Annotated in this window: 28 protein-coding genes and 1 tRNA gene; 11 read left to right on the forward strand and 18 right to left on the reverse strand. The window is 62.3% G+C overall.

Annotation, left to right across the window (positions count from 1 at the left end; translation table 11 throughout):
- The first annotated feature begins 3 nt into the window (after nucleotides 1–3).
- Nucleotides 4–2,670: a glycosyltransferase gene (locus ACP2YP_RS20495; protein WP_426418176.1), complete on the forward strand. Its 2,667-nt coding sequence runs from the start codon at nucleotides 4–6 to the stop codon at nucleotides 2,668–2,670.
- Between the two features lie 272 nt (nucleotides 2,671–2,942).
- Nucleotides 2,943–3,018: transfer RNA gene (locus ACP2YP_RS20500), tRNA-Lys, on the forward strand.
- Nucleotides 3,019–3,366: 348 nt separating this feature from the next.
- Here the strand turns inward: ACP2YP_RS20500 and ACP2YP_RS20505 are convergent.
- Nucleotides 3,367–3,897: a hypothetical protein gene (locus ACP2YP_RS20505; RefSeq protein ID WP_426418177.1), complete on the reverse strand. Its 531-nt coding sequence runs from the start codon at nucleotides 3,895–3,897 to the stop codon at nucleotides 3,367–3,369.
- Nucleotides 3,898–4,054: 157 nt separating this feature from the next.
- Between ACP2YP_RS20505 and ACP2YP_RS20510 the strand changes: the two genes are divergently transcribed.
- Genes ACP2YP_RS20510 through ACP2YP_RS20525 form a run of 4 tightly spaced genes read left to right on the forward strand, consistent with a single transcriptional unit; the run spans nucleotide 4,055 to nucleotide 5,242 of the window.
- The gene (locus tag ACP2YP_RS20510; RefSeq protein WP_426418178.1) at nucleotides 4,055–4,180 is read left to right on the forward strand and encodes a hypothetical protein; all 126 of its coding nucleotides are present in this window, start codon (nucleotides 4,055–4,057) and stop codon (nucleotides 4,178–4,180) included.
- Nucleotides 4,177–4,536, forward strand: a complete 360-nt coding sequence (locus tag ACP2YP_RS20515; protein WP_426418179.1) for a hypothetical protein — start codon at nucleotides 4,177–4,179, stop codon at nucleotides 4,534–4,536. Before ACP2YP_RS20510 ends, ACP2YP_RS20515 begins: the two co-directional genes overlap by 4 nt.
- Nucleotides 4,536–5,066 (forward strand): hypothetical protein, encoded by a 531-nt coding sequence (locus ACP2YP_RS20520; protein ID WP_426418180.1) that lies wholly within the window; start codon nucleotides 4,536–4,538, stop codon nucleotides 5,064–5,066. Before ACP2YP_RS20515 ends, ACP2YP_RS20520 begins: the two co-directional genes overlap by 1 nt.
- The gene (locus ACP2YP_RS20525) at nucleotides 5,063–5,242 is read left to right on the forward strand and encodes a hypothetical protein (protein ID WP_426418181.1); all 180 of its coding nucleotides are present in this window, start codon (nucleotides 5,063–5,065) and stop codon (nucleotides 5,240–5,242) included. Before ACP2YP_RS20520 ends, ACP2YP_RS20525 begins: the two co-directional genes overlap by 4 nt.
- A 393-nt stretch (nucleotides 5,243–5,635) precedes the next feature.
- Here ACP2YP_RS20525 and ACP2YP_RS20530 read toward each other — a convergent pair whose 3' ends face one another.
- Nucleotides 5,636–6,061 (reverse strand): hypothetical protein, encoded by a 426-nt coding sequence (locus ACP2YP_RS20530; RefSeq protein WP_426418182.1) that lies wholly within the window; start codon nucleotides 6,059–6,061, stop codon nucleotides 5,636–5,638.
- Between the two features lie 283 nt (nucleotides 6,062–6,344).
- Here ACP2YP_RS20530 and ACP2YP_RS20535 point away from each other — a divergent pair, with 283 nt between their 5' ends.
- The 3 genes from ACP2YP_RS20535 to ACP2YP_RS20545 all read left to right on the forward strand — a co-directional run bounded on the left by ACP2YP_RS20535 (nucleotide 6,345) and on the right by ACP2YP_RS20545 (nucleotide 7,467).
- On the forward strand, nucleotides 6,345–6,533 hold the full coding sequence (locus tag ACP2YP_RS20535; protein ID WP_426418183.1) for a type II toxin-antitoxin system HicA family toxin: 189 nt from the start codon (nucleotides 6,345–6,347) through the stop codon (nucleotides 6,531–6,533).
- Nucleotides 6,534–6,595: 62 nt separating this feature from the next.
- A complete protein-coding gene (locus ACP2YP_RS20540; RefSeq protein WP_426418184.1) occupies nucleotides 6,596–6,988 on the forward strand; it encodes a type II toxin-antitoxin system HicB family antitoxin in 393 nt (130 codons plus the stop codon).
- Between the two features lie 269 nt (nucleotides 6,989–7,257).
- Nucleotides 7,258–7,467, forward strand: coding sequence for a hypothetical protein (locus ACP2YP_RS20545; protein WP_426418185.1), 210 nt, complete (start codon nucleotides 7,258–7,260; stop codon nucleotides 7,465–7,467).
- A 31-nt stretch (nucleotides 7,468–7,498) separates the two neighbouring features.
- Here the strand turns inward: ACP2YP_RS20545 and ACP2YP_RS20550 are convergent, their stop codons facing one another.
- The 9 genes from ACP2YP_RS20550 to ACP2YP_RS20590 all read right to left on the reverse strand — a co-directional run bounded on the left by ACP2YP_RS20550 (nucleotide 7,499) and on the right by ACP2YP_RS20590 (nucleotide 12,595).
- Complete coding sequence (locus ACP2YP_RS20550; protein WP_426418186.1) at nucleotides 7,499–7,825, reverse strand: Gp49 family protein; 327 nt, start codon at nucleotides 7,823–7,825, stop codon at nucleotides 7,499–7,501.
- A 156-nt stretch (nucleotides 7,826–7,981) separates the two neighbouring features.
- Nucleotides 7,982–8,248: a hypothetical protein gene (locus ACP2YP_RS20555; RefSeq protein WP_426418187.1), complete on the reverse strand. Its 267-nt coding sequence runs from the start codon at nucleotides 8,246–8,248 to the stop codon at nucleotides 7,982–7,984.
- Nucleotides 8,249–8,308: 60 nt separating this feature from the next.
- A complete protein-coding gene (locus ACP2YP_RS20560; RefSeq protein ID WP_426418188.1) occupies nucleotides 8,309–8,731 on the reverse strand; it encodes a hypothetical protein in 423 nt (140 codons plus the stop codon).
- The gene (locus tag ACP2YP_RS20565; protein WP_426418189.1) at nucleotides 8,728–9,321 is read right to left on the reverse strand and encodes a lysozyme; all 594 of its coding nucleotides are present in this window, start codon (nucleotides 9,319–9,321) and stop codon (nucleotides 8,728–8,730) included. Before ACP2YP_RS20565 ends, ACP2YP_RS20560 begins: the two co-directional genes overlap by 4 nt.
- A complete protein-coding gene (locus ACP2YP_RS20570; protein WP_426418190.1) occupies nucleotides 9,318–9,530 on the reverse strand; it encodes a hypothetical protein in 213 nt (70 codons plus the stop codon). The genes ACP2YP_RS20565 and ACP2YP_RS20570 overlap by 4 nt, the downstream gene beginning before the upstream one ends.
- Nucleotides 9,531–9,632: 102 nt before the next feature.
- A complete protein-coding gene (locus ACP2YP_RS20575) occupies nucleotides 9,633–10,646 on the reverse strand; it encodes a phage tail protein (protein WP_426418191.1) in 1,014 nt (337 codons plus the stop codon).
- Entirely contained in the window at nucleotides 10,643–11,110 is a 468-nt protein-coding gene (locus ACP2YP_RS20580) for an HNH endonuclease signature motif containing protein (protein WP_426418192.1), read from the reverse strand. Before ACP2YP_RS20580 ends, ACP2YP_RS20575 begins: the two co-directional genes overlap by 4 nt.
- A gap of 1 nt (nucleotide 11,111) precedes the next feature.
- Nucleotides 11,112–11,816: a hypothetical protein gene (locus ACP2YP_RS20585; RefSeq protein ID WP_426418193.1), complete on the reverse strand. Its 705-nt coding sequence runs from the start codon at nucleotides 11,814–11,816 to the stop codon at nucleotides 11,112–11,114.
- Between the two features lie 8 nt (nucleotides 11,817–11,824).
- Nucleotides 11,825–12,595, reverse strand: coding sequence for a phage antirepressor KilAC domain-containing protein (locus tag ACP2YP_RS20590; RefSeq protein WP_426418194.1), 771 nt, complete (start codon nucleotides 12,593–12,595; stop codon nucleotides 11,825–11,827).
- Between the two features lie 458 nt (nucleotides 12,596–13,053).
- On the opposite strand from ACP2YP_RS20590, the gene ACP2YP_RS20595 reads away from it, so the two are divergent.
- A complete protein-coding gene (locus tag ACP2YP_RS20595) occupies nucleotides 13,054–13,320 on the forward strand; it encodes a hypothetical protein (RefSeq protein ID WP_426418195.1) in 267 nt (88 codons plus the stop codon).
- Between the two features lie 129 nt (nucleotides 13,321–13,449).
- Here the strand turns inward: ACP2YP_RS20595 and ACP2YP_RS20600 are convergent, their stop codons facing one another.
- The gene (locus tag ACP2YP_RS20600; protein WP_426418196.1) at nucleotides 13,450–13,959 is read right to left on the reverse strand and encodes a hypothetical protein; all 510 of its coding nucleotides are present in this window, start codon (nucleotides 13,957–13,959) and stop codon (nucleotides 13,450–13,452) included.
- Nucleotides 13,960–14,128: 169 nt separating this feature from the next.
- A complete protein-coding gene (locus ACP2YP_RS20605) occupies nucleotides 14,129–14,881 on the reverse strand; it encodes a hypothetical protein (protein WP_426418197.1) in 753 nt (250 codons plus the stop codon).
- Nucleotides 14,882–15,175: 294 nt separating this feature from the next.
- On the opposite strand from ACP2YP_RS20605, the gene ACP2YP_RS20610 reads away from it, so the two are divergent.
- Nucleotides 15,176–15,394, forward strand: coding sequence for a hypothetical protein (locus ACP2YP_RS20610; RefSeq protein WP_426418198.1), 219 nt, complete (start codon nucleotides 15,176–15,178; stop codon nucleotides 15,392–15,394).
- Here ACP2YP_RS20610 and ACP2YP_RS20615 read toward each other — a convergent pair.
- Genes ACP2YP_RS20615 through ACP2YP_RS20635 form a run of 5 tightly spaced genes read right to left on the reverse strand, consistent with a single transcriptional unit; the run spans nucleotide 15,372 to nucleotide 21,891 of the window.
- Nucleotides 15,372–18,866 carry a hypothetical protein gene (locus tag ACP2YP_RS20615; RefSeq protein WP_426418199.1) on the reverse strand — a complete coding sequence of 1,165 codons (3,495 nt, stop codon included), beginning with the start codon at nucleotides 18,864–18,866 and terminating at the stop codon, nucleotides 15,372–15,374. The genes ACP2YP_RS20610 and ACP2YP_RS20615 overlap by 23 nt on opposite strands.
- The gene (locus ACP2YP_RS20620) at nucleotides 18,867–20,348 is read right to left on the reverse strand and encodes a hypothetical protein (protein ID WP_426418200.1); all 1,482 of its coding nucleotides are present in this window, start codon (nucleotides 20,346–20,348) and stop codon (nucleotides 18,867–18,869) included. It lies immediately after the preceding gene.
- 4 nt (nucleotides 20,349–20,352) lie between these two features.
- A complete protein-coding gene (locus tag ACP2YP_RS20625; protein WP_426418201.1) occupies nucleotides 20,353–21,222 on the reverse strand; it encodes a tail fiber domain-containing protein in 870 nt (289 codons plus the stop codon).
- Nucleotides 21,222–21,632 (reverse strand): hypothetical protein, encoded by a 411-nt coding sequence (locus ACP2YP_RS20630; RefSeq protein WP_426418202.1) that lies wholly within the window; start codon nucleotides 21,630–21,632, stop codon nucleotides 21,222–21,224. The genes ACP2YP_RS20625 and ACP2YP_RS20630 overlap by 1 nt, the downstream gene beginning before the upstream one ends.
- Nucleotides 21,616–21,891: a hypothetical protein gene (locus ACP2YP_RS20635; RefSeq protein ID WP_426418203.1), complete on the reverse strand. Its 276-nt coding sequence runs from the start codon at nucleotides 21,889–21,891 to the stop codon at nucleotides 21,616–21,618. Before ACP2YP_RS20635 ends, ACP2YP_RS20630 begins: the two co-directional genes overlap by 17 nt.
- Nucleotides 21,892–21,895: the final 4 nt, after the last annotated feature.

Raw genomic sequence — 21,895 nt, forward strand, 5'->3', positions numbered from 1 at the left:
GCGATGCGCGTTGTCGGCGCCGTTCTGTTGCTCGTGTCCGTGCTCCACGCCGGCCTGTGGGGAGTCCTGCGCGACAAGGAACCCGCGCCGGACTTCAAGGGTCTGCTGCCGAGCGTGTCCTACGCGCCGTTCGAGGGCTCGGCCCATCCCGATATCGACAACGTCCCGAGCATCGAGAAAATCCGCGCCGACCTGAAGACGCTGTCGACGATGACGCGCGCGATCCGCCTCTATTCGTCCACGGGCGGCGTGGAACTGGTGCCGCCGATCGCCGCCGAGTTCGGGCTCAAAGTCACTGTCGGCGCCTGGATCGACAAGGACAAGGATCGCAACGAGCGCGAGATCAAGGCCGCGATCGAGCTCGCCCGCAAGAACAGCAATGTCAACGGCGTCGTGGTCGGCAACGAGGTGATCTACCGCGGCGAGCAGAAGGTCGAAGACCTCATCGAGATGATCAAGCGGGTGAAGAGCGCGGTCCGCGTTCCCGTCACCACCGGCGAGATCTGGAACATCTGGCGCGATAACCCCGACCTTGCCTCCAACGTCGACTTCATCGCTGCCCACGTGCTGCCCTATTGGGAGAATTTCCACTCGGACGAGGCGGTCGACCAAGCCGTCGACCGCTACAACCTGCTGCGCAACCTATTCCCCGGCAAGCGCATCGTGATCGCCGAGTTCGGCTGGCCGAGCGCGGGCTATAATCTGCGCAAGGCCGATCCGGGTCCGTTCCAGCAAGCGTTGACCTTGCGCAACTTCGTCAGCCGTGCCGAAGCCATGGGCATGGAATACAACATCGTCGAGGCGATCGATCAGCCCTGGAAATACTTTGAAGGTGGCGTCGGTCCGTACTGGGGCATCCTCAATGCCAGCCGCGAGCCGAAATTCGCATGGACCGGCCCGGTCGAAAACCCTGATTATTGGAAGCTGATGACGATCGCGCTGCTGGTCGGCGTCCTCTTGTCGCTGCCGATCCTGCGGCTGGAGCAGCCGACCGCAAAGCAGGCGTTCTTGCTGTCGGCCACCGCCAACGGCGTCGGCGCCTGGGCTGCGACCGTATTCGCATTCTGGAACGGGCACTATTTCATCTTTGGCTCGGCCTTCGCGCTGACGCTCGGCATGACCCTGCTTGTGCCGCTGGTGCTGATCGCGATGGCCCGCATCGACGAGATCGCGGCCGTCGCCTTCGGCCGTCCGCCGCAGCGGCTGCTCGCCAAGGGCAAGCCGGTCGAGAACGTGCCCGAGAATTACTACCCGAAGGTCTCGATCCACATCCCCGCGTATTTCGAGCCGGTCGAGATGCTGAAGCAGACGCTCGATGCGCTGTCGCGGCTCGACTATCCCAACTACGAATGCGTCGTCATCATCAACAACACGCCCGATCCCGCATTCTGGCAGCCGATCCAGGATCACTGCCGCGCGCTCGGTGAACGCTTCAAGTTCATCAACGCCGAGAAGGTGCAGGGCTTCAAGGCCGGCGCGTTGCGCATCGCCATGGACCGTACCGCCGTCGATGCCGAGATCATCGGCATTCTCGATGCCGACTATGTCGTCGAGCCCGACTGGCTGAAGGACCTCGTGCCTGCTTTCGCCGACCCGCGCGTTGGCCTCGTGCAGGCGCCGCAGGAGCACCGCGACGGCGATCTGTCGATCATGCATTACATCATGAACGGCGAATATGCCGGCTTCTTCGACATCGGCATGGTCCAGCGCAACGAGCTCAACGCCGTCATCGTGCACGGCACGATGTGCCTGATCCGCCGCGCCGCGATGGACATGGCCGGCGGCTGGTCATCCGACACGATCTGCGAGGATTCGGATCTCGGGCTCGCGATTCAGGAGCTCGGCTGGACCACCCATTACACCCGCTACCGCTACGGCAAGGGGCTGCTCCCCGACACCTACGAGGCCTTCAAGAAGCAGCGTCACCGCTGGGCCTATGGCGGCCTCCAGATCGTGAAGAAGCACTGGCGGCACTTCCTGCCCGGACGGAGCCGGCTGACGCCCGACCAGAAGCGCGAATACGGTCTGGGCTGGCTGAACTGGTTAGGTGCCGAAAGCCTCGGCGTGGTCGTGGCACTGCTCAACCTCGTCTGGGTGCCGATCGTCGCCTTCGCCGACATCGCCATCCCCGACAAGATCCTGACGCTGCCGATCATCGGCGCCTTCATCGTCTCGCTCGCGCACTTCCTGTCGATGTACCGCGCGCGCGTCGCGATCAAACCCGGCCAGATGCTGGGCGCCATGATCGCCGCGATGAGCGTGCAATGGACGGTGTCGCGCGCGGTCGCGCAAGGACTGATCACCGAGCACATCGCGTTCGCGCGCACCTCCAAGGGCGGCCTGTCCAGGATGTCGATCGAGTTCCAGGCGTTCTGGGAGGCCGTGATCGGCGCCCTGCTCCTGATCGGCTCCGGCGTGCTGATCGCCTCCAACAGTTTTAGGCAGATCACCGAGATCTACATCTTCGCCGGTGTGCTGGTGCTGCAGAGCCTGCCGTTCCTGGCCGCGGTCGCGATTGCGATCCTCGAGCTCAGCCGCATCAACTCGTTCCAATTCTGGCGCGACAGCGCGATCCGCACCGCCGAGCTGATCGGCCTGCGCCCGGTGGCGCTGCCGGCGCCCGGCAACGCGCAGCCGGTGCCGAGCGAGGTGCGGCGGGAGGCGAACTGACTTCGACGTGGACGACCGGCCACCAATCGAGGTGAAAGTCCCCAGCTAAGCGACGGAAACAGCGGAAGAATCTCCGCCTATGCCACTATCCGCGGCAGCCACTCGCGCTATTGACCTCCGCGCCTCATCCCCCTACACAGCGCGGGCCGAAAGCATGAACCGGAAACATCCGGTTTTCCCGCAGCGATTCAGTCAAATGCGGCGGCAAGACATGCTTTTCCAAATGACCGAAGACGATGGCGATTAATCGTTAAAGCCATCAGCGGCCATGGGAGCGCGTAGCTCAGCCGGTAGAGCACGTGACTTTTAATCACGGGGTCCTGGGTTCGAGCCCCAGCGCGCTCACCAAGCAAAATCAAATACTTAAATGTGAAAACGTAGACCAAAACCAAGATCAGAATAAGGGGCGTGCACACACCGTGCACACTCCTGAAAAGGTGCCCTGCCCACGCTGCCAAGCCAGATCGAGGTGGTGGCTGAAAATCCTCACCTGCTCTCTCTGCGATGGCAAAGGCGAGACCGATTACGCAACGGCCAGAACCTGGCTACAGGATCAGTGGCGCAGCGGACGGCTCTCAGGCTGATCCGGTATTTGTCCGGACCGGCTCTGCTCCACGAACTCGCGCTAGGCTCCTTCACACACATCGGGGGGCCGCCAGCGTGAACCGGCGGACCTCATGATGGCGAGAGAAGGTCTCACATCGTGTACTTGCGCGTGAACTTGAGAGCGGCCAAGGCGCCTTCAACCGTGGTTGGCTCGATATCGTCGAGCCGGCGCCGTGCCTTGAGCTCGGCTGCCTCAGCAGAGTTCACGGTCTCATGCAGAGACTTGAGCCGAACATCGCGACGCGCGAACTTGGCCGCCAACGCCGCATGCTCGGACCGGTTGCGATCGGGATACATGTCCGCAGGCGAGTACATGTCGATTTCCGCGTGCGACATCGAAGGGAATTCCCCTGCACCGTGGGGATTGCCGACGCTGATGACGCACGGATTAAGATCGCCGGCCCGGTCCAATTCCCTTTCGGCCGCCTCAAGTGCATCGTACGCTTTTGCCAACACGGCATCGGCTTTGCCGTGCGCCTCGATCGCCGCAAAAATTGGATCAGTGGACGGGATGGCCGCAGCAATGGCGGGAGCAGTCGCGATTGCCGCCGCACCACCCAAAGCCGATACGCTGAGAAATTTACGACGAGATGTGGTATTTGCGTTTGCAGCCTGGGCCATGGGTCGCTCCGTGGTGAGGGTTAGGACCGGTCAGGTGCTTCCAACACTTGCCCGGTCCACTGTTTTATGCCATCATAAATTCATGACGTCAAGAATAAATGACATTAAAAAATCACGCGGGCGCCCGCCGGTGGAAAGTCAGCCGGTGACAGTTCGCATGACCACAGATGCGCTGCGGTCGCTCGACGATTGGCGGCGCGAGCAGGATGACTTGCCCGGCCGCCCCGAGGCGATCCGCCGCCTGGTTGAGCAAGCCTTGGACAATCCCCGTAGGAAAACATGACCGGCAGGCCATCAAGGTTTGTTCGGCCCGAGCTGACTGACGACACGCCGATCACGTTGGAGGAGGCCTGCGAGCTATATTTTCGCGGCATCATCACCGCCGCGTCACTGCGCGCCGAACACGCGCGCGGGATGCTCACGATATTTCGGGTCGGGCGCCAAGACTTCACCACTCTCCGGTTTGTCCGCGAGATGCAGGAGAGAAAGTGCCAGCTCCAAAATGCCGCTTCTGGATCAACGAAAAGCGCCGAGCGTGGACCGTCATCGACGGCTGAAATCGAATCTGCGCTGGTCGCCGCCCGCGCGAGTTTCAAGGCCCTGCGGGCTTCGTCGCGGCGCCGCAATCCTGGGTCCTGATGCAGATGCCTGTGCGCCGGAAGAAGCGCTGTAAGATCGCAGAAGCCACGGAGATCCTAGGCGAGAGCGCACGCACCATCCGCAACCAAGCGACCGCCGGCAAGATCCAAGGTTCGGCTAAGATTTTCGGAACATGGACGTTCGACATTGCGCTGTTGCATGCCTTTGTCGCGGAAGTAGAAGGGGTTTTAATGAACATCGACCTTGATAGGATCCGAGCATGGGACGGCGGCGAGGGAGAATTCCTCGATCAACAAGCCGTCGAGAATACCGTGGTCCTCCTGCGACGCGCCCGCGTCCTAACCGACGAAGCCCGACAATCGGCCGCCGACGATTGGCGCGAGGATCCCGGCGCGGATGCGCGCTGGAACGCCGGCCTTGACTTCGCAATGGTCCGCTTTTGCCAGTATCTCGGCGTCGATCCGAGCAACGTTCACTGGGACGCGGCCACCGAGACGCTCGACGGCGACGTTTCGGCTGTGATCGGCAACATCCTGCGGGCTAAATTCGGGGAGGATTGGGCGCCTTGAGCCGTAAGCCAGCAAAAATCACCCAGGCGGACGTTGCCCGCGCCATCCGAGCTGCAAAGCAGGCTGGCGCGGGTGACGTCGTGATCGAGACGGATGGCCGGATCGTCATTCGGCTGACATCCAAGCCCGCAGACCCAGCGCCGGACCTTGCGCCGGAAGCGGATTTTGCCTTCTAATGGAGGGGATGCCCCGCCCCCGGCCGCCACACCTTCACCGAGAGACAAGCCGCCACGGCAAAACCGTGTGGGTGGTCCGCATCGGGAAGGGACCGCGCACGCGCTTGCGGGCGCCCTACGGCTCGGTGGAGTTCAAGGCCGAGTATCAGGCGGCCATCAGCGGCAAGCCGCTTCCAGGTGCTCCGGCGCTGGTCCGAACGTCCTCACTGCAATGGCTATGGGACAGCTACCGGGAAACCGGCGCCTGGTCGGGATTGGCGCCCGCGACGCGCCAACTCCTCCCCGCCGCCCTAACAACGACAGAGAGAACAAGAAAACTCTCCCTTTCCAATGGTTTTTCAGCAGACTGCTAGACCAGGTCAGTGGACTTGCAGAACGCAGCGCGCCCCCAGATCAGCGGGCAGTCGGATACGTCGCACCGATTTCCTCGATCGCGTCCGCCAGCGTTCTTAAAAGGACCTGATGCCAGGTCTCGTCATCGGGTAACTGCCACGCCCCTAAGCTCGCGACATAGCGGCTCAAACAGGCAACGCCAGCGATTGTGGTTGGCTTGGAGCGGATGAGCACGCCGGCGTGTTCCTTAAGGGCCGCGCATCTCTCTCCACTGATTTTATCGGCGACGTCAAAAGCAGCGCCCTCCTCGAGCTTTGCCGACACGGAAACAGCCGCATCGTAGCGCGTCGACATCTCGCTATGAAGGTCAATCGCAGCGAATATCGGATCCCGATCGACTGCAGCTGTAGCTGGGAGAACAACTTGGAAAGTTGCCAACCCGGCTAGCGTCATTCGGCGCGACAGGCCTATTTCGTTTGTCATCATGAAGTACCTTTTGGCCCAGCCAACGGCGCCAACCGGCCGCCACCCTGAGAGTTCCAAGCCCCTCGAAATCGAGCTCCGACGCGCCATGTGCGTCCGGTGCTTCTATTGAGATGACTGCGCGCTGATGCCGTCACCAGCGCCGAAGCCGAGATCCAGGAAGGAGCTTGCGCCCACCGAGCGCAACAAGCCGGGGAATGCCAAGGCTGGGTCCGCCCGGAACAATCACACGAAGTGTGTATTTATACACTTGACCACAGAATGAATCGTGTGTACGTATACACACATGAAATCCGCTGATATCATCAAGGCTCTTAAGGCTGACGGTTGGAAGCAGGTCGCCCAGAAGGGTAGCCATGTTCAGTTCAAGCACCCAACGAAGAAAGGCCGCGTGACGGTGCCTCACCCGAAACGAGACATCCCGATCGGCACACTTAAGAATGTTGAAAAACAGGCCGGAATAAAACTGAAATGACAGTCCCGGATGGGACGCGGGAAGAGCCATCGGGGCTCGCCCAGACATGCTGGAGAGCATCAATGCGATACTATATCGCCCTCATTCATAAGGACGCGGATAGCGATTACGGCGTTTCGTTTCCTGATCTTCCTGGCGTGATCACCGCAGGAACAGATCTGGACGATGCGCGCGCGATGGCTGTTGAAGCTTTGGCCCTTCATCTTGAGGGCTTGGCAGAAGACGGCGAAGCTATTCCAGAGCCCTCTTCCCTTGAAGAGATCATGGCAGATGCCGCCAACAAAGACGCTGTTGCTGTGCTGATCCAGGCTCCGGCCCAGGAAATAAAGACTATGCGCGTCAACGTCACGCTACCGGCTGACGTATTGAACGAGATCGACGCTTACGCCGAGCAACACGGTTTCACGCGATCTGGTTTTCTTGCGCAAGCGGCGAAAAAGGCGATCGCAGCCTAGATCGGGCTGCTGTCGCTCATCCCAAACGGAAGGCCGCCGATCGCCGAACGGATCAATTTGCGGCGGTGGCGCGGAGGAGTTCGCCACCAACGCTGCCGCTCGAGCCTAGTTCGAGGAGAACGCCCCCGGAAGGCGGATAGTCGGCCTGTAGCGTTACCGGAAGCGTTACCACAAGTTAGCGGCGGCTCCGACCCGACACCCTCACCAAGGCCGAGGCACTGAGCCAGGTGCAGGAAATAGCGCGATCCGCGCGCGAGGAGACCGACTAAATGAGCCAGCGTTTTAGTTACTACGACGCAGAAACAAAGGTTGAGTGCTACGACGATGGCAGCGGCAACGTTACCGTCAACCGCGCCGACTGCATCGATCTGACGCCGGCGCAGGCGCAGGCATTCGGTGAGGCTCTTATTAAATGCGCCCGGTCTGCGAGGGGAGAGCTCCTCGATGAAGAAACGAAAAAGGCCGCCGATCGGGCATGATCGGCGGCCTAGTTTGTCTCGGAGGTTATGCTTACCAGGCGCCTGGAAGGCGCTCGACTGAGAGCTGCGAGCGAAGCAAATAGCCCTCAAGCGCCCAAATCTTGTTGCGGGCATTGTCACGGGCGATCCGCTTGCCAATGGCAGCGTCGAAGTTCTCCGGCGAGGCCGCGGCACTCTCGCCGATCACCACGAAGCCGTTACGCAGCTTGAGAGCGCAGACCGTCATCGTGGTTCCGGTAAAAACGTGGAAGTCCTCGCCGACGATCGCGGCATCAATATCGGCCGAGGTCAGACGCGGCGCATTCAGGCCCTTGGTTTTAAGTTCGGCCTCAATGGCCGCCTCGCTTGCAGACAACATGCTTTCTTCCTCTACGGGATGCCGGGAGCCGCCCGGCGCGGATCACTCACAAATGCTGACCGACCCGAAACACGGATGGCGCTGGATGTAGAGCGCCTCGCAGGCCGCGTAGAGCGTAACAAGGATGGCGATAGAGAGCAGGAAGGGCCGAAGCATCTATTTCCCCATCGCGTGCGTCAGGTAGAAAGCTACGGCGCCGATGATGCCGGTGACGGCGCTTCCGGTGAGGACATCCCACGCCTTATTGCGCACGTTTCCGACCGTGAACCGGCTTTGCCGGACATGATGGAAGTCCTTTTGCAGATCGAGGATGCCGGCAGGCGTGCTGATATCGACGCCAAGCATCAGCATGAAATCTTGCAAGGCCTCTTTTGCCGCAGCGCTCGCGATCCGCTTGGTCTCGAATTCCGTCACTTCCAGCACCGCTTGTTTGTGCCCGTCTGGTTGTGGCGACGGATTTGGTTGATCGTATCGAGCGTGTCGCTATCGCCCGAATAGGTGATTGGGCGCCAACCGGCGCAGCGGGCCTTGATGCTCGGTTGCGTGCTTCCCGCCGTCACGGTTGCGGGGATCAGTGTCGAGCATGCGCCGATCGGCAGTGTCAGGCATAGCGCGCTCAGCATCGCTGCGAGCCGTTTCACCGTTAACGGCTTCCCGAGCCTGTGCCGCGTCCCATTGGCGCTGCTTTTCGTCGCTTCCGTTCTTGTAGCCATAGGCGATTGATCCCATGAGGGTGAAGGAAACCACGGCGCCGTAGATTGCCCATTTGCGAAGATCTGGGATGAACACGACGACGGCCGGCGGCGTGAGAACGGCAATTGCGACGCATGCGAAGCCGATCAGCATATCCACGCCGGCCCAGCCGAACAGGAAATGCCACAGTGATTGCAGCGCGCCCCAGATCATCGGAAGATCCAGGACAGCCACCAAGACCGCTTGGGCGGCGCGGCCGGCGGAGGTTCAGGCAACGAAACGGTGCGGGTACCCTCGGTGAGACCCTCAAGACAGAGCTGCTTTTCACCCTTGCGACCATCGCCGCCGCGCCGCGCGACAAGCCCGCGCCGAACCTGCCCATCCGATCGCACGTACCAGCCGGCGAAGGCACTGCAGGCGCCGCGGAGATCGCCGGCATTGGCAAGCCGAACCATCGGCGAGCGGCACACAGCGGCAGAGCCGGCGTTGTAGGAAGCATCGAGAAAGGCCGCCATGCTCTTGTCGGGCATCGGCGCCTTGATGCAGCGCTCGATCTCGGCGAGGTACTTGGGCAGCGATGCCGCGAGCTTCTGATCGCACTCTGCCTTGGTGAAGCGCGTTCCGACCTTCACCTTGCCGAATTCATCGGTCTGGCCGTAGCAATAGGTGACAGGATGGCCCGTGCCGATCATGTCGCGCTTGGCGACCGCTTGCATGCCTTCCCATCCGGGAGTGAACGCGACGGCCGCGGCGATGATGCCGCCAGCAGAGCCGATGGTTGCCGCAGTCTTTTTGACGCTCACAGGTCCACCTTCGGGGCTTGCTTGACCAGGCGTAGATAGCCGAGCAGGCCGTAGCCGCCGCAGCACAGCACAAGGAGAAATCGCGGGTTGAGGATTTCGGCGAAGGCCGGAAGCGCGATCAGCGCGCCGGTCAGGACGAACATGAACAGCGCAACGCGCACCGTCCAAAGCCGATGGAATTCACTCTTCCAGTCGTCGATAAGCTTCATGCCCCACCCCGTTTCAGGATGGGGAGACATCAGGCTTGATTTGGCCGCGCACGCAACGCGGCACGGAGGATAGCGCGCGCCTTTTCCTCGCATTCCCGTTCGTCAAATGATGCGCATAATGTAGTTGCAGACGATCGTCGGCTGAATGTTGTTGTGAGCAGCGCCTCCGGTGTTATTCGAGGCGGATGAAACGGTTCCTGTCGCGGTACCCGTCGCCCCTAGCTTGCTGACGGTCGGACCGCCATTAAGCGACACGGCCGCAACGCCTCCGGAACCACCAGCGCTCACAAGCGTGTTGTCACCCGAATTGCTGGCGACATAATTGTTGAGGGTGGTGGCGACGGCCAGCGTCGGGGATGCAGTTGACGTGATCGCTGGAATTTCAGCGGCAGTCAGCGTGTGGCCCTGTTCGCCGCCAGCCGAGCCGAGAGCAGCGGCATTCACGCCGAAGGCGCCGTTGAGCCGACCCGTAATGTCACCGTTGTCAAATCCAGCCGAAACGCGCCCTCGCTTATCCGGCAAATTGAACGTGGTCGAGCCGTCGCCGCCTCCGTAAGTCGTTCCAATCAGGGCGAACAAGGCTGCATACGTCGTTCGTGAAATCGCCTGTCCGGTCGCAAAAGCAAATGAGCTGCTCGGCGTCGTCGTGGCCCAATAGTCCATTCCGGCCGCGAGCGGAATTCCCGGCGCTGTTCCAACCCCGAACAGATAGAATACGCCATCTGCGTTGGAATATACGGCGGCGTAAGGGGTGCCCTGGATTAGCACCCCGCCTTGCAACTCCACAGCAGGCGCAGGACGCAGCGGTTTCGCGCCCAACCCGTCAACGTTCAGCGTGACCGTTGCCCCGTTAGTGACATGCGGCGTGAACGCGATCATTTTCCCGTTGAGGTTAACCAGACTGTCAAATTGCTGGTTGCTCGAAACCGTGTAGGCCGTGGACGTGCCGCCGGTGACGATCGCACCGGCAATGTCATCCCGGTACTTCGCCGTTGCCGCCATCATTGCCCGGGCACTATCATTCACCACGGCCGGACTCATCCCTTCGGCCCAATTGATGGTTGGATCGGCCGTCGCGTCGGTAGCCGCGACTTGAGACCAACGGTAGAGCGTCATTGTGCAGTCCTCGCAAATTCGCCGTGAAGATCCTCGGCCGCGGCGTTGTACGCAGCCGTTGCTTCATCTGGCGTGGTGAATTGTCCAAGGTGGAAATGCCGACCGCCAACGTTGATTTGGGCAACGTAGGCGCTACGGCGGTTGTCGAAGGTGAAGCCTCGCTTCGGTCGGTTGTGCGCGTTCTGCTCGTCGTTCGCTTCCCGCAGGTTTTTGAACCTATTGTTCGACTTGACCGTATCGCGGTGGTCAATCTCTTCTGCCGGCCACTCTCCGGTCATCCAGAGCCACGCCAGCCGATGCGCCCTGTAGAGCTTCTGATCTATGCAAATGATCACGTAGCCGTCTTTGTCGATGGTGCCGGCGAGAGCTCCCGCCCTCACCCGCTTATGGCCCCCGCGCCAACGGAAAATTCCCGTCTCCGGGTCATAGGTGAGCAGTTGCTCAAGCCTTGAACCTGTCAGCATTTCACCCTCTAAGCGAAAACGGTGCGAGCGGACGGCCGAGGATCATCGGCCGTTGCTGGATGGCTGGACCTTGCGGAACGGCCGCGAGCGCGGCGATTTGATCCGGCGTGATGATTGGCGCTGCCTGCCCCTGTGCGGCGGGCGCCTGTTGCTTGGCTTGCGCTGGCACCTCCGAAGGAGCCGGCGAACTCGACGGCGCATCAGCGGCCGCGGCAGGCCCAGCCATCGCCATAGGCGCCGCTGCCGGCGCCGAGCCACCGCCGCCCATTTTTGTGTTCGCCCAATTGACGACATCGCCCGCGCTCATGTTCGCCATCGTCGGGTTTGCTTGAGCGAAGCCCTGCCCGAGCACAGATGCAGCTGGCGCGCTTGGATCGGCGTTTAGAAGCCCGACCGCGCCGCCAGGGCCGGCGAAATGAGCCAAATATCGCGTCCCATCCGTCACTGGCAGGCCGGCCTTGGACAGAATGCCGGCGTTGTCGCTCGCATAGGCACCGGTCATTTCCCGGGACAAGCTGGGATCAGTCTTGAGCGCGATCAGATCCGCATCGGACTTTCCCGCGGCGATGTCCGGTCGGTGCTGGCGCAACATGGACAGCCAAGTACTGTCGATAAATTGAGCAGCACCGCCGGCAGAGGAACGAGTGTTTTGAGCGGTGGGATTGCCGCCGCTCTCAGCCTTGATGATCTGATCGACTAACGCCAATTGCCCTCCTAGGCCGCCTTTGAGACGGCCGGCGGGAAAAGCTTTGCGAGCTTCGACAACCCGAGCGCCGTCACTCGCACCTGTTCGGTGATTTTCTCGCTGCCGTCCGCCCTCAAAACGGTCTTTACCTTGTGCTCAAGGTCACCCGCTTGCACCCGGGTCTGATAGCCAAGCCAGTGATCAGAGCCGGCGCGGCGGTAAATCCAGCCGTGCGAACTCAGATAGGAGAACAGGTCTTTCGGGCGAACCTGCAACGCCTTGGCCGCATCGGTAACGTTGAGCGATCCTTGCGCGGTCGCGATGCGATCGAGCGCGTCAGCCTTCGGCGCCAGTTCGGAGACCCTACCCTCAAGAGCGATGACCTTCTCGGTGTAGACGCCGAGCGCGTTGCGGAGCCACGCTGGATCAGACAGGGCGGCCGTTGGATCGAAGGCCGGAGCCGCATTCGCGCGGCGCTCGCACTCGATGAAATATTGGCGGGCCTGCCTGCCCTTGTCGCTGCGCTCAACCATCGCGATCTCTTTCGCCATATCGAGCGTGACGAAATACTCGTTTCGCTTGGAAGCGCGAGGGTATCCATCCTTGTCTACGCCCCCACAAATTTGTGGAACGACAACAAAATCAGAACCTTGCTGGAAGTCGTAGAGCGCGATGCGCTCACGCATCCAATCCGAGAAGTCTCGCTTGCTTTCAAGGAAAGCATGCAGATCGCGCGCGTTGACGGTTTGGACCGCCCCGCCGTTGATCTTTTCGCTGGTGATCTTGATCAGTTCGTTCATTTCCAAATCTCCAATGAGCGCCCCGGCCCTGACAGTCCCGGAACGCAACGGGCTCGCTTTCGCGAAGCCGGGGGCTCATTGAAGCCTCGAAACTTCGCGCTCTCATCCGCTCTGTCAGGAGCGGCAGACATGTTGATGTCGTGGTGAGATCAGCGGCTATTCGGCCGCTGGTCGCAATTGCCGGCGAAAGATTGCGCGCGGTTTTTGCACGCTTTCCCGCGGCTTATCGGCCGGCGGCGAACTGTTCGTAATAGCTCGCCTTGAGGGCGCTCGATCATCTCGCAGAGGTGCGTGATCGCAAATGTGCCGCGCTCGTACTGATCCGCGCCGGCGGCGACGTCATCAAGAACGCCTTCGATCTCACGCGCTGATTGCCATGGGCTTTTGGCTCGCGGTTGCGCTGCTATGGACTCTCGCGCGGGTCATGACATGATCCCCTCCGCAATGGGGGAGATTCGATGACGGACGATGGGGTGGTCGCGCGGCTAGCAAGCCTTGAGGCTTTGATCGTTGGGACGATGGGTCTGTTGTTCGCAATGGCGGGAAACGATCCCGGAATGTCTAAGCAGAAGGCTCTCTTGTCCGTGCTTCAGCAGGAATTCGAGGCTGGGATGAGCCAATTACCTCAGTCAATTCAGGACGAGGCAAAATCGCACATGACCGACCTCTTAGATCGGGTAATTCTAAGGACCAACCAGCTGCGCGAAGATCAGCGGCCAAACTAGAGACAAGCAACCTCAAATGCATGTTTGCTCCTGATCGCCCCGCCTATCGCCCCCGCGCCAGTGCTGCCAAAACTGGCCGCGCCAGGCCTAACCTGGCCGTGCCCCGCCAGCCGTTCCGTGCCAACTCAATTACGCTGCGATCTCAGTCGTAGCGGGCGCCGTCACCGCTTCAAGCGAAGCCGCCATCTGTTCCACAACTTTCGGGCCGTAACCACAATGGATGAGCGCAGCCTGGTAGCGCTTGAGCCACGATCGCAAGGCCACTGCCGCTTGCTGGCAAAGTTCCGCCTGATGCGCGGGATCATCGGGATTGAAGCGGAGGTATCCGCCACCGTCCTTTCGCCCCGAGGCGGGGGACATTACAAGCGGCGCTTCTGTCGTGACGGTGATGGGCTTCCCGCTACTGATCACCTGGACCTCGAACTTGATCCGGAGATCCTTCGCAAAGGCGCGCGCCTGCCAAAGATTGTGCTCCTGCGCCGCCTTGGCTTGCTCCCACTCGAACCAGTCGAAGGCCAGATGGCTTTCACCGGTCTCCCTGACCTCCTTCAAGAACAAGGCGGGATCATATTGCCCGTTGTGTCGCCTCGCAAAATCTTCAACGATTTGCTGGCGTAGTTCTTTCGAAAACTTCGTCATCGGAACTCCTGCCGTGCCGTAACTCGTTGGGCGTTGCCCAACCATGCCGGCCGCGCCTTACCGCAACTGGACGCGCCTCGCCGTGCCTTTCCTTGCCCCGCCTGCCGGGCCACGCCGCGCCACACCGGACCATGCCATACGTTGCCTTACCTGCCGTGCCGAACGCTGCCTACGCAGCTCGCCGCCGCACCTCGCTATGGAAATGCTCCATCAGATCGGCGGTATCGGTGTCGGCGTACTCAGGATCAGAAAGCGCCGCTTCCTGCGCGGCGCGACCGTGATTATCAACGAGATCGTCCCATTCCTGATCGTCCTCGCCCTCACCGAGGACGCGGAACGAGCCGAACGCGCCCTTGCCCTTTTCCTGCCGGTAGTCGCCGACGCCGACCAGGATGCCGGCGTTGCAGAGGAGTGAGACGACGCCCTGCACCGAAAGCTGCGGCGTGATGAAATGGATCTCGATCTCGGCGCCCCACTTCGGCAGGTAGCAGCGCGATCGGATATCCGGCGTCCGGTTGATATCGGCCGAACGAACGACGTCCATCCGGAGTTGCGGCGTTCCGTAGAGCTTCGCGTGATCTCCCGGCATGAACAGCAACCGCTGCGCGGATGTCTTGGTCAGGCCCGGCGTTTCTAGCGCCGCAGTCGCCATCGCTGCCTTCACCGCAACGACGCGCAATCCGAGCGCGGTAGGACCGTTCGGCAGAATTTCAGCGCTGTCCCTGAATTCGGAAACCGGATCATGCTTGATCGCGGCGCGATCAGCCTTGCCCTTCTTCTGGCCTCCGACAAGCAGTTGCTGCTTTGCCTTGTTTGCCATCCGGTTTTGAAACAGCGGCGTGACGCCGATGATCCTGAGCCGCACCGATCCGCGCTTGAGCGGCTGTATCGTGACTTCCGTGGTCTCTTGCTTCTTTGCCATTTTGGTCCTCATCAGCGCCCGGCCCTGGCAGGCCCGAGCGCATGGGTTCGCGTGAGCGAAACCGAGCGCTGATGAAGCTCTCGAATTTCGCGCTCTTAATCCGCCCTGCCAGAGGCGGAAACCGATCTTTTTGATGCTTCAATCAACGATGATTTGACTGGGCTCCGCAATAACGAAGCCATACGCAAGCAGCGGAAACGGTGGGAAAGCCGCGCGCTAACGCTGGAGACCGGCGCCGGACAATCAAATCCGGCCTATTTTGGCGAGACATCCAAGCCCACCTGAGGAGACAGTATGAAATACGGCGTCAGTTTCGTGATCGCATGCGTGGCGCTCTATGCGCTCGCCATGGGCATCGTACGTTTCGCCGCTAAAGAGATCGTCGCGACCTACGGAGTAGCTGGCGCCGTGATCACAATCGGCGCCATGTTGCTCGCCGCGCGCTGGTACGACAGGCGCCAGGAGCGGAAGAAGATAGATATCCTGCCCCCTACCTCCGACCGCCGCCGGTGATCGTCGGCAGCGATCCAAAGCCGAGCAGTCCTACACCCTGCGCAAACCGCGGATCCACAACACGCTTCGCCTGCGGCCCATAGAACAATTCCGTCGCCTTCCGCGCGTCGTTCGCGTTGCGAGCCGCCGTCACGCCCTTGTCGAGCACCGCACCCATCGCCGCGCCAGGCAAGCCACCATGCGTCAGGCCGAGCAGCGGAAGCAGCGTCGAGCGCAGCCCTCCGGCCATGCGCGCCAGCATCGGCGCCGTCCCTGAGGGGTTGGTGGTGCCCTTCACCGGGATCATCTGCTTGTAGACGTTCGCCAGCTTGCGCATGAGGTCGATTTCCCGCGGCGAATAGAGCGTTTTTGCGAGCTGCGAGCCGCTCTCGTTCAGGAATTCATGCAGCCGCTGCGAGAGCGCCTGCGCCTCGAACTCGATTTTTCCCTCGCCCGCGCGCGTCAACTTCTCGAACATGCCCTGACGGATGGACGTCCAGGCCTCCGGCGGGAGCGACGCTTTCAGCTTTTGCGCGAGCGGTACTGACATCGAGCCGGCGCCCTTGCCCGAGGCACCGAACAGCGCGTTAACCAGCTCGTTCGGCGATGCTTCGCCATTGGCGACCTTGCGGATGAGCGAGGCAACCGCGCCCTTTTCCTGTTCGGCAGGGATCGAGGAAAGCAGCCGGTCCGCATATTGCGCCAGCGACTTGCGCTCGCCCGGCGAGAACACGGTTTGCGCAAGAAGGCGCCCCTTGCCGTCGAGGAAGGCGCGAACGCGCTCCGCAGCCGCCTCCGGCTCGCCCGCCGTCAGATGCGCGAAAAGGCCCTGCTTGTAGGCGCCGAACTCCGCCGACTTTTCCCCAAAAATAGTCTTGATGCGCTGGGCGATTTGCACCGGCATTTGGCCGCCGGGCGAAGTCGCTGAGCCATAGGCGAGCTTCACAACCTCATCCGGCGTCGCCCTCGTGTCGGAGAACCGGCCGAGTATCTTTTCAACGGCCGCGCCGATCGTGTCACCAGGCCCGCGCTTCGCGAATTTCGCCTTGTAGTCCGCGAATGCCGCGCGCGCTTCCTGCTGCATCTTCAAGACAGCCGGGCCATCGCCGGAGAACTTGCCATCGGCAAGCATCTTTTCCACCCGCGCGTCAAACTGGTCGCGGATATGCTCGAGCGCGTGAAGATCCGAGCCCGAGCCGCCGCCGAGCATGGCGCGGCGCGCATCGCCGTACAGCGTCGAAATCTGCTTCCGGACCTGTTCGACGTCGCGCATGGTGAAGCCGGAGCCAGATGCCGGCGCCGCGGCTTGTGGAGCGGCCGCAGCCGGCCGATCACCCGGGAATATCGCGCCGTGCAGCGCGCCCGTGGCGTCCTCCTGCTCGAGCTGCCGGAGCGCATGTTCAACGGCCGTATCAGCGGGCATGCCATCGTTCGCCATCAGCTTGATGGCACGGTCCTTTACCTCCGGCCCAAGCTCGCCATGGCCGGCGGCGTGCAAGTCCTCCTCAAAACCCTGCATGTGCCGATCGAATTCGGCCTGCTGACGCTCCGACATGGCGGCAGCTTCGCGCTTGCCAACGTGCCCCTCGAAGCCTTCCGGATACCGCTTTTGGCCGCGCATTTCTGCGTTGATCGCGTCGAGCAGATCGTTAACGGTTGACGTTCCGTTGTGGTCTCCGCGGAGATAGCCGGCCTCTTGCGCAGCCTCGCGCGCATAATCGAGCGGCAAGCCGCCTTGGCGAACGAGCTTGCGGCGACCGACGCCCTCAACGTTGACCGTGTGACCCTCCCCGCCGATCGCCGCCAATTCAGCGTCAGGCCCGAGGCCGCCCTTCGAGGCGATGAATTCGAGCAGGCTTTGCGTCTTTGGCGCCGGCGCCTGCGACGTATGCATGGGAACATCGCGCGCAAGCTCGGCGCGAAGCTCTGGCGCATCGCCATGCTCGGCGATATCGGCGTCACTCCATCCTCGCCGCTTCAAGAACGAACGCTCATCCATCGAAAGCGGGCGCAGGCTGTTTTCAGCCGCCGCCTGTGTCGGCGCCGCGGTAGGAACCCGGCCTTCCGCCGCCGCGGCCTGCGCCTGCCGATCATATGCCGACGCAACTGCATCGCCGAATTTCGCGCGAATATCGGCGACGTTCCGAGCGTGATCCGGCGCGACCGCCGCAGCCGCTCCCGGCTCGCCCGGCGCCACCGCGTTCAGATGCTCATCAATGACACGGAGCGCGTTCAGCGCCTTCGGCGTGTTCGTCTTGTCGAGCGAGACCGCGGCCGAGCGCAGGCCCTGTTCGACGTCGTTTCCAAAGCCGCCGGCAGAGCCCGGCGCAAACTCGCCCGGCGCCGCATCAACGGCCGCATATTTCCCGCGATAGTCCGTCTTTGCCGCATCCCGCGCGGCCGCCAACCGATCGGAAATCACTTCGCCGGCATCGATCGGCGACGCCGCGCGCAACTGCCCATCTGGCGCCAGAGCCCGCGCCATATCCTGAGCCTGCTGTGCCGGCGACATCGGACCAGCATGGACACCGGCCGCAGCGGCTTGCCGCTGCTGCTCCTGCGCTAGCAACTCGCTAGCAATGCGCTCCGCTGCATCCTGCGGCGCGGTGCGTGCACTCTGCCCGGTCGGATCGAGGCCGGCGGCGATCGTGTCGCGCGCCTGAGAAACGCGCTCGTCCTGGAGATCCTTGAAGCCCTGCGCTTGCCCTTGCGCCGCGTCGCCGCGACCACCGCGAAGCATGATTTGCTCTTCGGCCGAGAGGGCCGGGTTTTGCGTGATTTGCGACTGCGACAGCGGGACATCGACGCCAGCGACGCTTTCGACGTTGCGCGCCACCGTGGCCGGCGGCTTGATGCGATCGGCAACGGCCGCCACCACCTTACCGACGCCCTTGCCCACCGGGCCGGCCGCGCCGCCGATGATGCCGCCAAGTCCGGCTGCGGCGGCAGGATCTTCGCCGCGCACCGCGGCGTCAGCGCCAGAGACGGCCGCGCCTGACAGCGCACCATTGCGCGCCATGTTGAACATCGAACCAGTCAGACCGAACGCCTTCGGCGCCGCGGACATGGGAACGACGGTCGAAGCGATGCCGCCCGCGAGCTGCGCGGCCGTATCGATGACCGGATGCTCGGCAGCGAATTTCTTGTCCGCGCCTTCCTGGTCGCGCAGCGAATGCGCGTAGCGCTCGGAGAACGCAGGCTCTGCAAGCTGATCCTCCGGCGCAAAGAACCGATTGAGCATCGGCGCCAGCGCGGCGTTGGACGCGGCGTTGAGCTTGTTCATGAGACCGCCGACGATCGGAACGCCGGTCGCGGCCGAACGCACAACGCTGTTGGCCGTCACCGGCGCCGCTTCCGGCGGCGCGGCCGCATTTCCGGTAACGCCGATCGAGCCGGCAATTTCCTGCACGGTCGCGTTTTGCTGGTCAGGCGAGAGCTTCAAGAACTCATCGCCAACCGTCACTGATTTGTCGCCGATCGTCAGAACGGGCATTTATTGAACGCTCCAGGAAATGCCGCTTGAGGTTTTGCCGCTCGCAGCCGCCCGAGGTGCTGCCGGCGGCTGATAGCCAGGACCGGCCGCGCCCTTCATCTGCTCGATAGCGGCCGCGCGAAGTTGCGCCTTCTGCTGCACCACTGCCGGAGCGTCGCCCGGCTGCGGGAATAGCTCCTTTTCGTAACGGCTGAATTCGCTCTTGTTGATCGCCGCGCCGCTTTCCTGCCGGAGCAACGCGGTAATGAAGGCCGATTTCGCCGTCTCGAACTTCTGGTGATCGGTCGATTGCAGGTAGTTGCCAATAACCGGAATGCTGGACGTGATCGCCTGCGTCCCGCTCAACCCCTCATTCTGGAGCTTGGACAGATCCTGTTCGGCCTGCTGCATACGCGCGGCAAAGGACGAGGCTTTCGCCTGACTTTCCGTTTTTTTGCCAGTCGCAGCATCAGCCGACGTCTCCGAAACCCGCTTGATGAACGTCTTGCGATCGACGCCAGCCGGCACCTGGATCGGTTGGCCGTTCGGCCCGGTGACGGTGCTTCCCGCGCTCGCAACCGTGGTCGATCCCGCCGGCAGCGGTCGCAAGGTGCCATCTACCTGGTTTTGCTGCATGTAGATTTCGTTGCCGTCCGCATCCTTGCCGGTTTTGACGACAGCCCACTTGTCCTTGCCGTAATATTGACCGATCAGAGCCGTCATCAGCGCGGGATTGTTCACAGCAGCGGCCGCCTCGGCCGGCGAAGCGCCCTTGGCGACCAGCGCTTGCGCGCTCGCATTGCCCCTTTGCCGCGTAATCGAGGTCGGATCGGTTTCCTGTCCAGTGATCAGCGAACCGAGACCGCCGGCCAGCGCGCCGATCGGACCATTTTGCAGATTGCCGATGAAACCGCGCGTTGCCATGCCGAGGCGATCACCCACCCCGCCGAGCGAGAACGGCGCCGCGGCGGCCGCGGCCGTTGCTGGCGCGACTGGAGCCGCGGCCGGAGCCTGAGCCACAGCAGGCATTGCCGGCGCAGCTTCTTGCGCATCCGGAGCCACTCCGCGACTGCGAAACGCTGGCATCTGATAGTCGCCGACAGGGATAAAATCATCCGGAGCCGACGAACGGTTGACCGAACTCGCATCGGTCGGAGCGTGTGCCGGCGCTTGCGCCGCGGGCGCGGCAGGAGAAGGTTGCGGGCCGGCCGGCGCGGCGAACTGCGACGGGTTGACGCCAGACATGGAGCCGGGACCGGCGAAACTAAACGGCGTCGCACCGGCTCCAAAGCCGGTCGCAGGAGCGCCAGGCATGGCAACAGACGGCTGCGACGGATCGCCGAACGGCGACGTTTGCCCCGGAGCCTGTCCGGTTTCGCCAGCAGAACGGAGCGCGTTCAGGAAATCGTCAGTTGAACCCTGGGCGACGGGTGACGGATAGAGCGCGCTCCACGGCGACACCGCGCCGTTGTTGCCCATGAGCATATCGAGAAGGCCAGCCATTCACTTAACTCCCGAACGAAATCGGCCCCTTCGGCATCATCGAACCGATGCCAGAGGCTAGAAGCGCGAATTGCTGCACCGGGCTCATCTGACTTTCCGTCGTTGATGAACCGTTGTTCGTGCCGAACTGCGCAGCCACCGGAGACACCGAGCCAAGTAGTGTTTGCAGCTGCGAAGCCGGAATGTTGAACTGCTGAGACAAGGCATTGATCGCGGCCGTGGGCGCCGCGTTCTCCGCCGTAAGACCGCCGGAAACCGCACCAATGCCGTTCGTGAAATTGCTGTTGGCCGTCGCCTGGTTGCCGTTGAGCATCCCATACGTCGAATTTCCGGCGCCGTAGAGCGTGTTTGCGGAGTTCAGCGCGTTGCTGACATCCGTGTTGTACTGACCCGCAATAATCGGCGCCTCGGCCTGCGTAACACCACGGGCGACCGCCTGTGCGTTGCCGGGTGAGCCATCGCGACCAGCGGCAGCCCATTGCGAATTGATGTGCTGCGACGTATCGGCCGCAGCCGTATCAAGCTGCCCTTGCAGAGCCTGGTTGTTGCCGATGTTGGCACCGCTCGCCGTCTGCCCGACGATGCCGTTTTGCAGCATGCCGAGGTTCGACTTGATCGCCGCGTCATTGTTCTGAGCGCCGCCGCCGTTCAGCAGCCCCGTAGTGCCCGAGGCAATCGCGGGATTGTAGTTCGGCTGGCTGTTGGAGTTGGAAACAACCTGGTTGATGGCGCCCTGTTGACCGCTCGAAAGCGATCCAGCCTGCGGCACAAGGTTGTTGATGCCGCCCAGGATGCCGCTCAGTGAACCCGACGCATCGCCGTACGGCGTGAGCTGCGAGGTTTGGGTGCTCTTGCTGGTAGACGTACCGCCCATCAAAGCGTCCTTTCGAGAACCACGTTCGAAACGCGGTAGTTGTCGAGAATTGCGACCCAGCCCAACCGGCCCATGATCCTCAGCTTCGCGGCTCCCTCACGCTTTGCCCATGCTTCGATTTGCGGGAGCAGATCAAGCCATCGCGCCAGGTTCTTCCCGCCTATCGCGGTGATTTGGCAAACAAGATGCCGATCGGTGCGAACGAGCAACGTCACGGCGGCCGCGTCGATGTCATTCCCCGACGTCGCGAGCCACAAATCACCGTCGCCCTCCAAGACATCGTGTTCAAGGTCGCGCGTGTGGCCGAGATCGGTTTTCAGGTACGCGGCGCGGAGCCGATCGGCGACCAGCGGCCAAATGGTCCGCTTGAGGTGAGGCGGGACGCAGACGAGATCAGCCGATGCAGACATAGAAGAACGTCCTATCGACCTGAGAATTGTTCGCGTGGGTGATGGTGAACTGCTGTTTCCCAACTGCCGAGACGTAGCAGCCGCCAGCCGCGAGCTCCGCAGCCGCATGAGCCGACGCCTGAAACAGAAAAACCGAGCATTGCGCGGCGCAGTTCGGCGCGGAAACCACCGTCGAAGCCGCCCCGGCTGCAAGCGTGACCTTGCCGGCCGCGTTCGAGCGGCCGTTAAACAGCCCCTGGATCGCGATGGCGAAGGCCATGGGA

This window comes from Bradyrhizobium genosp. A (assembly GCF_049949275.1).
GTDB lineage: Bacteria > Pseudomonadota > Alphaproteobacteria > Rhizobiales > Xanthobacteraceae > Bradyrhizobium.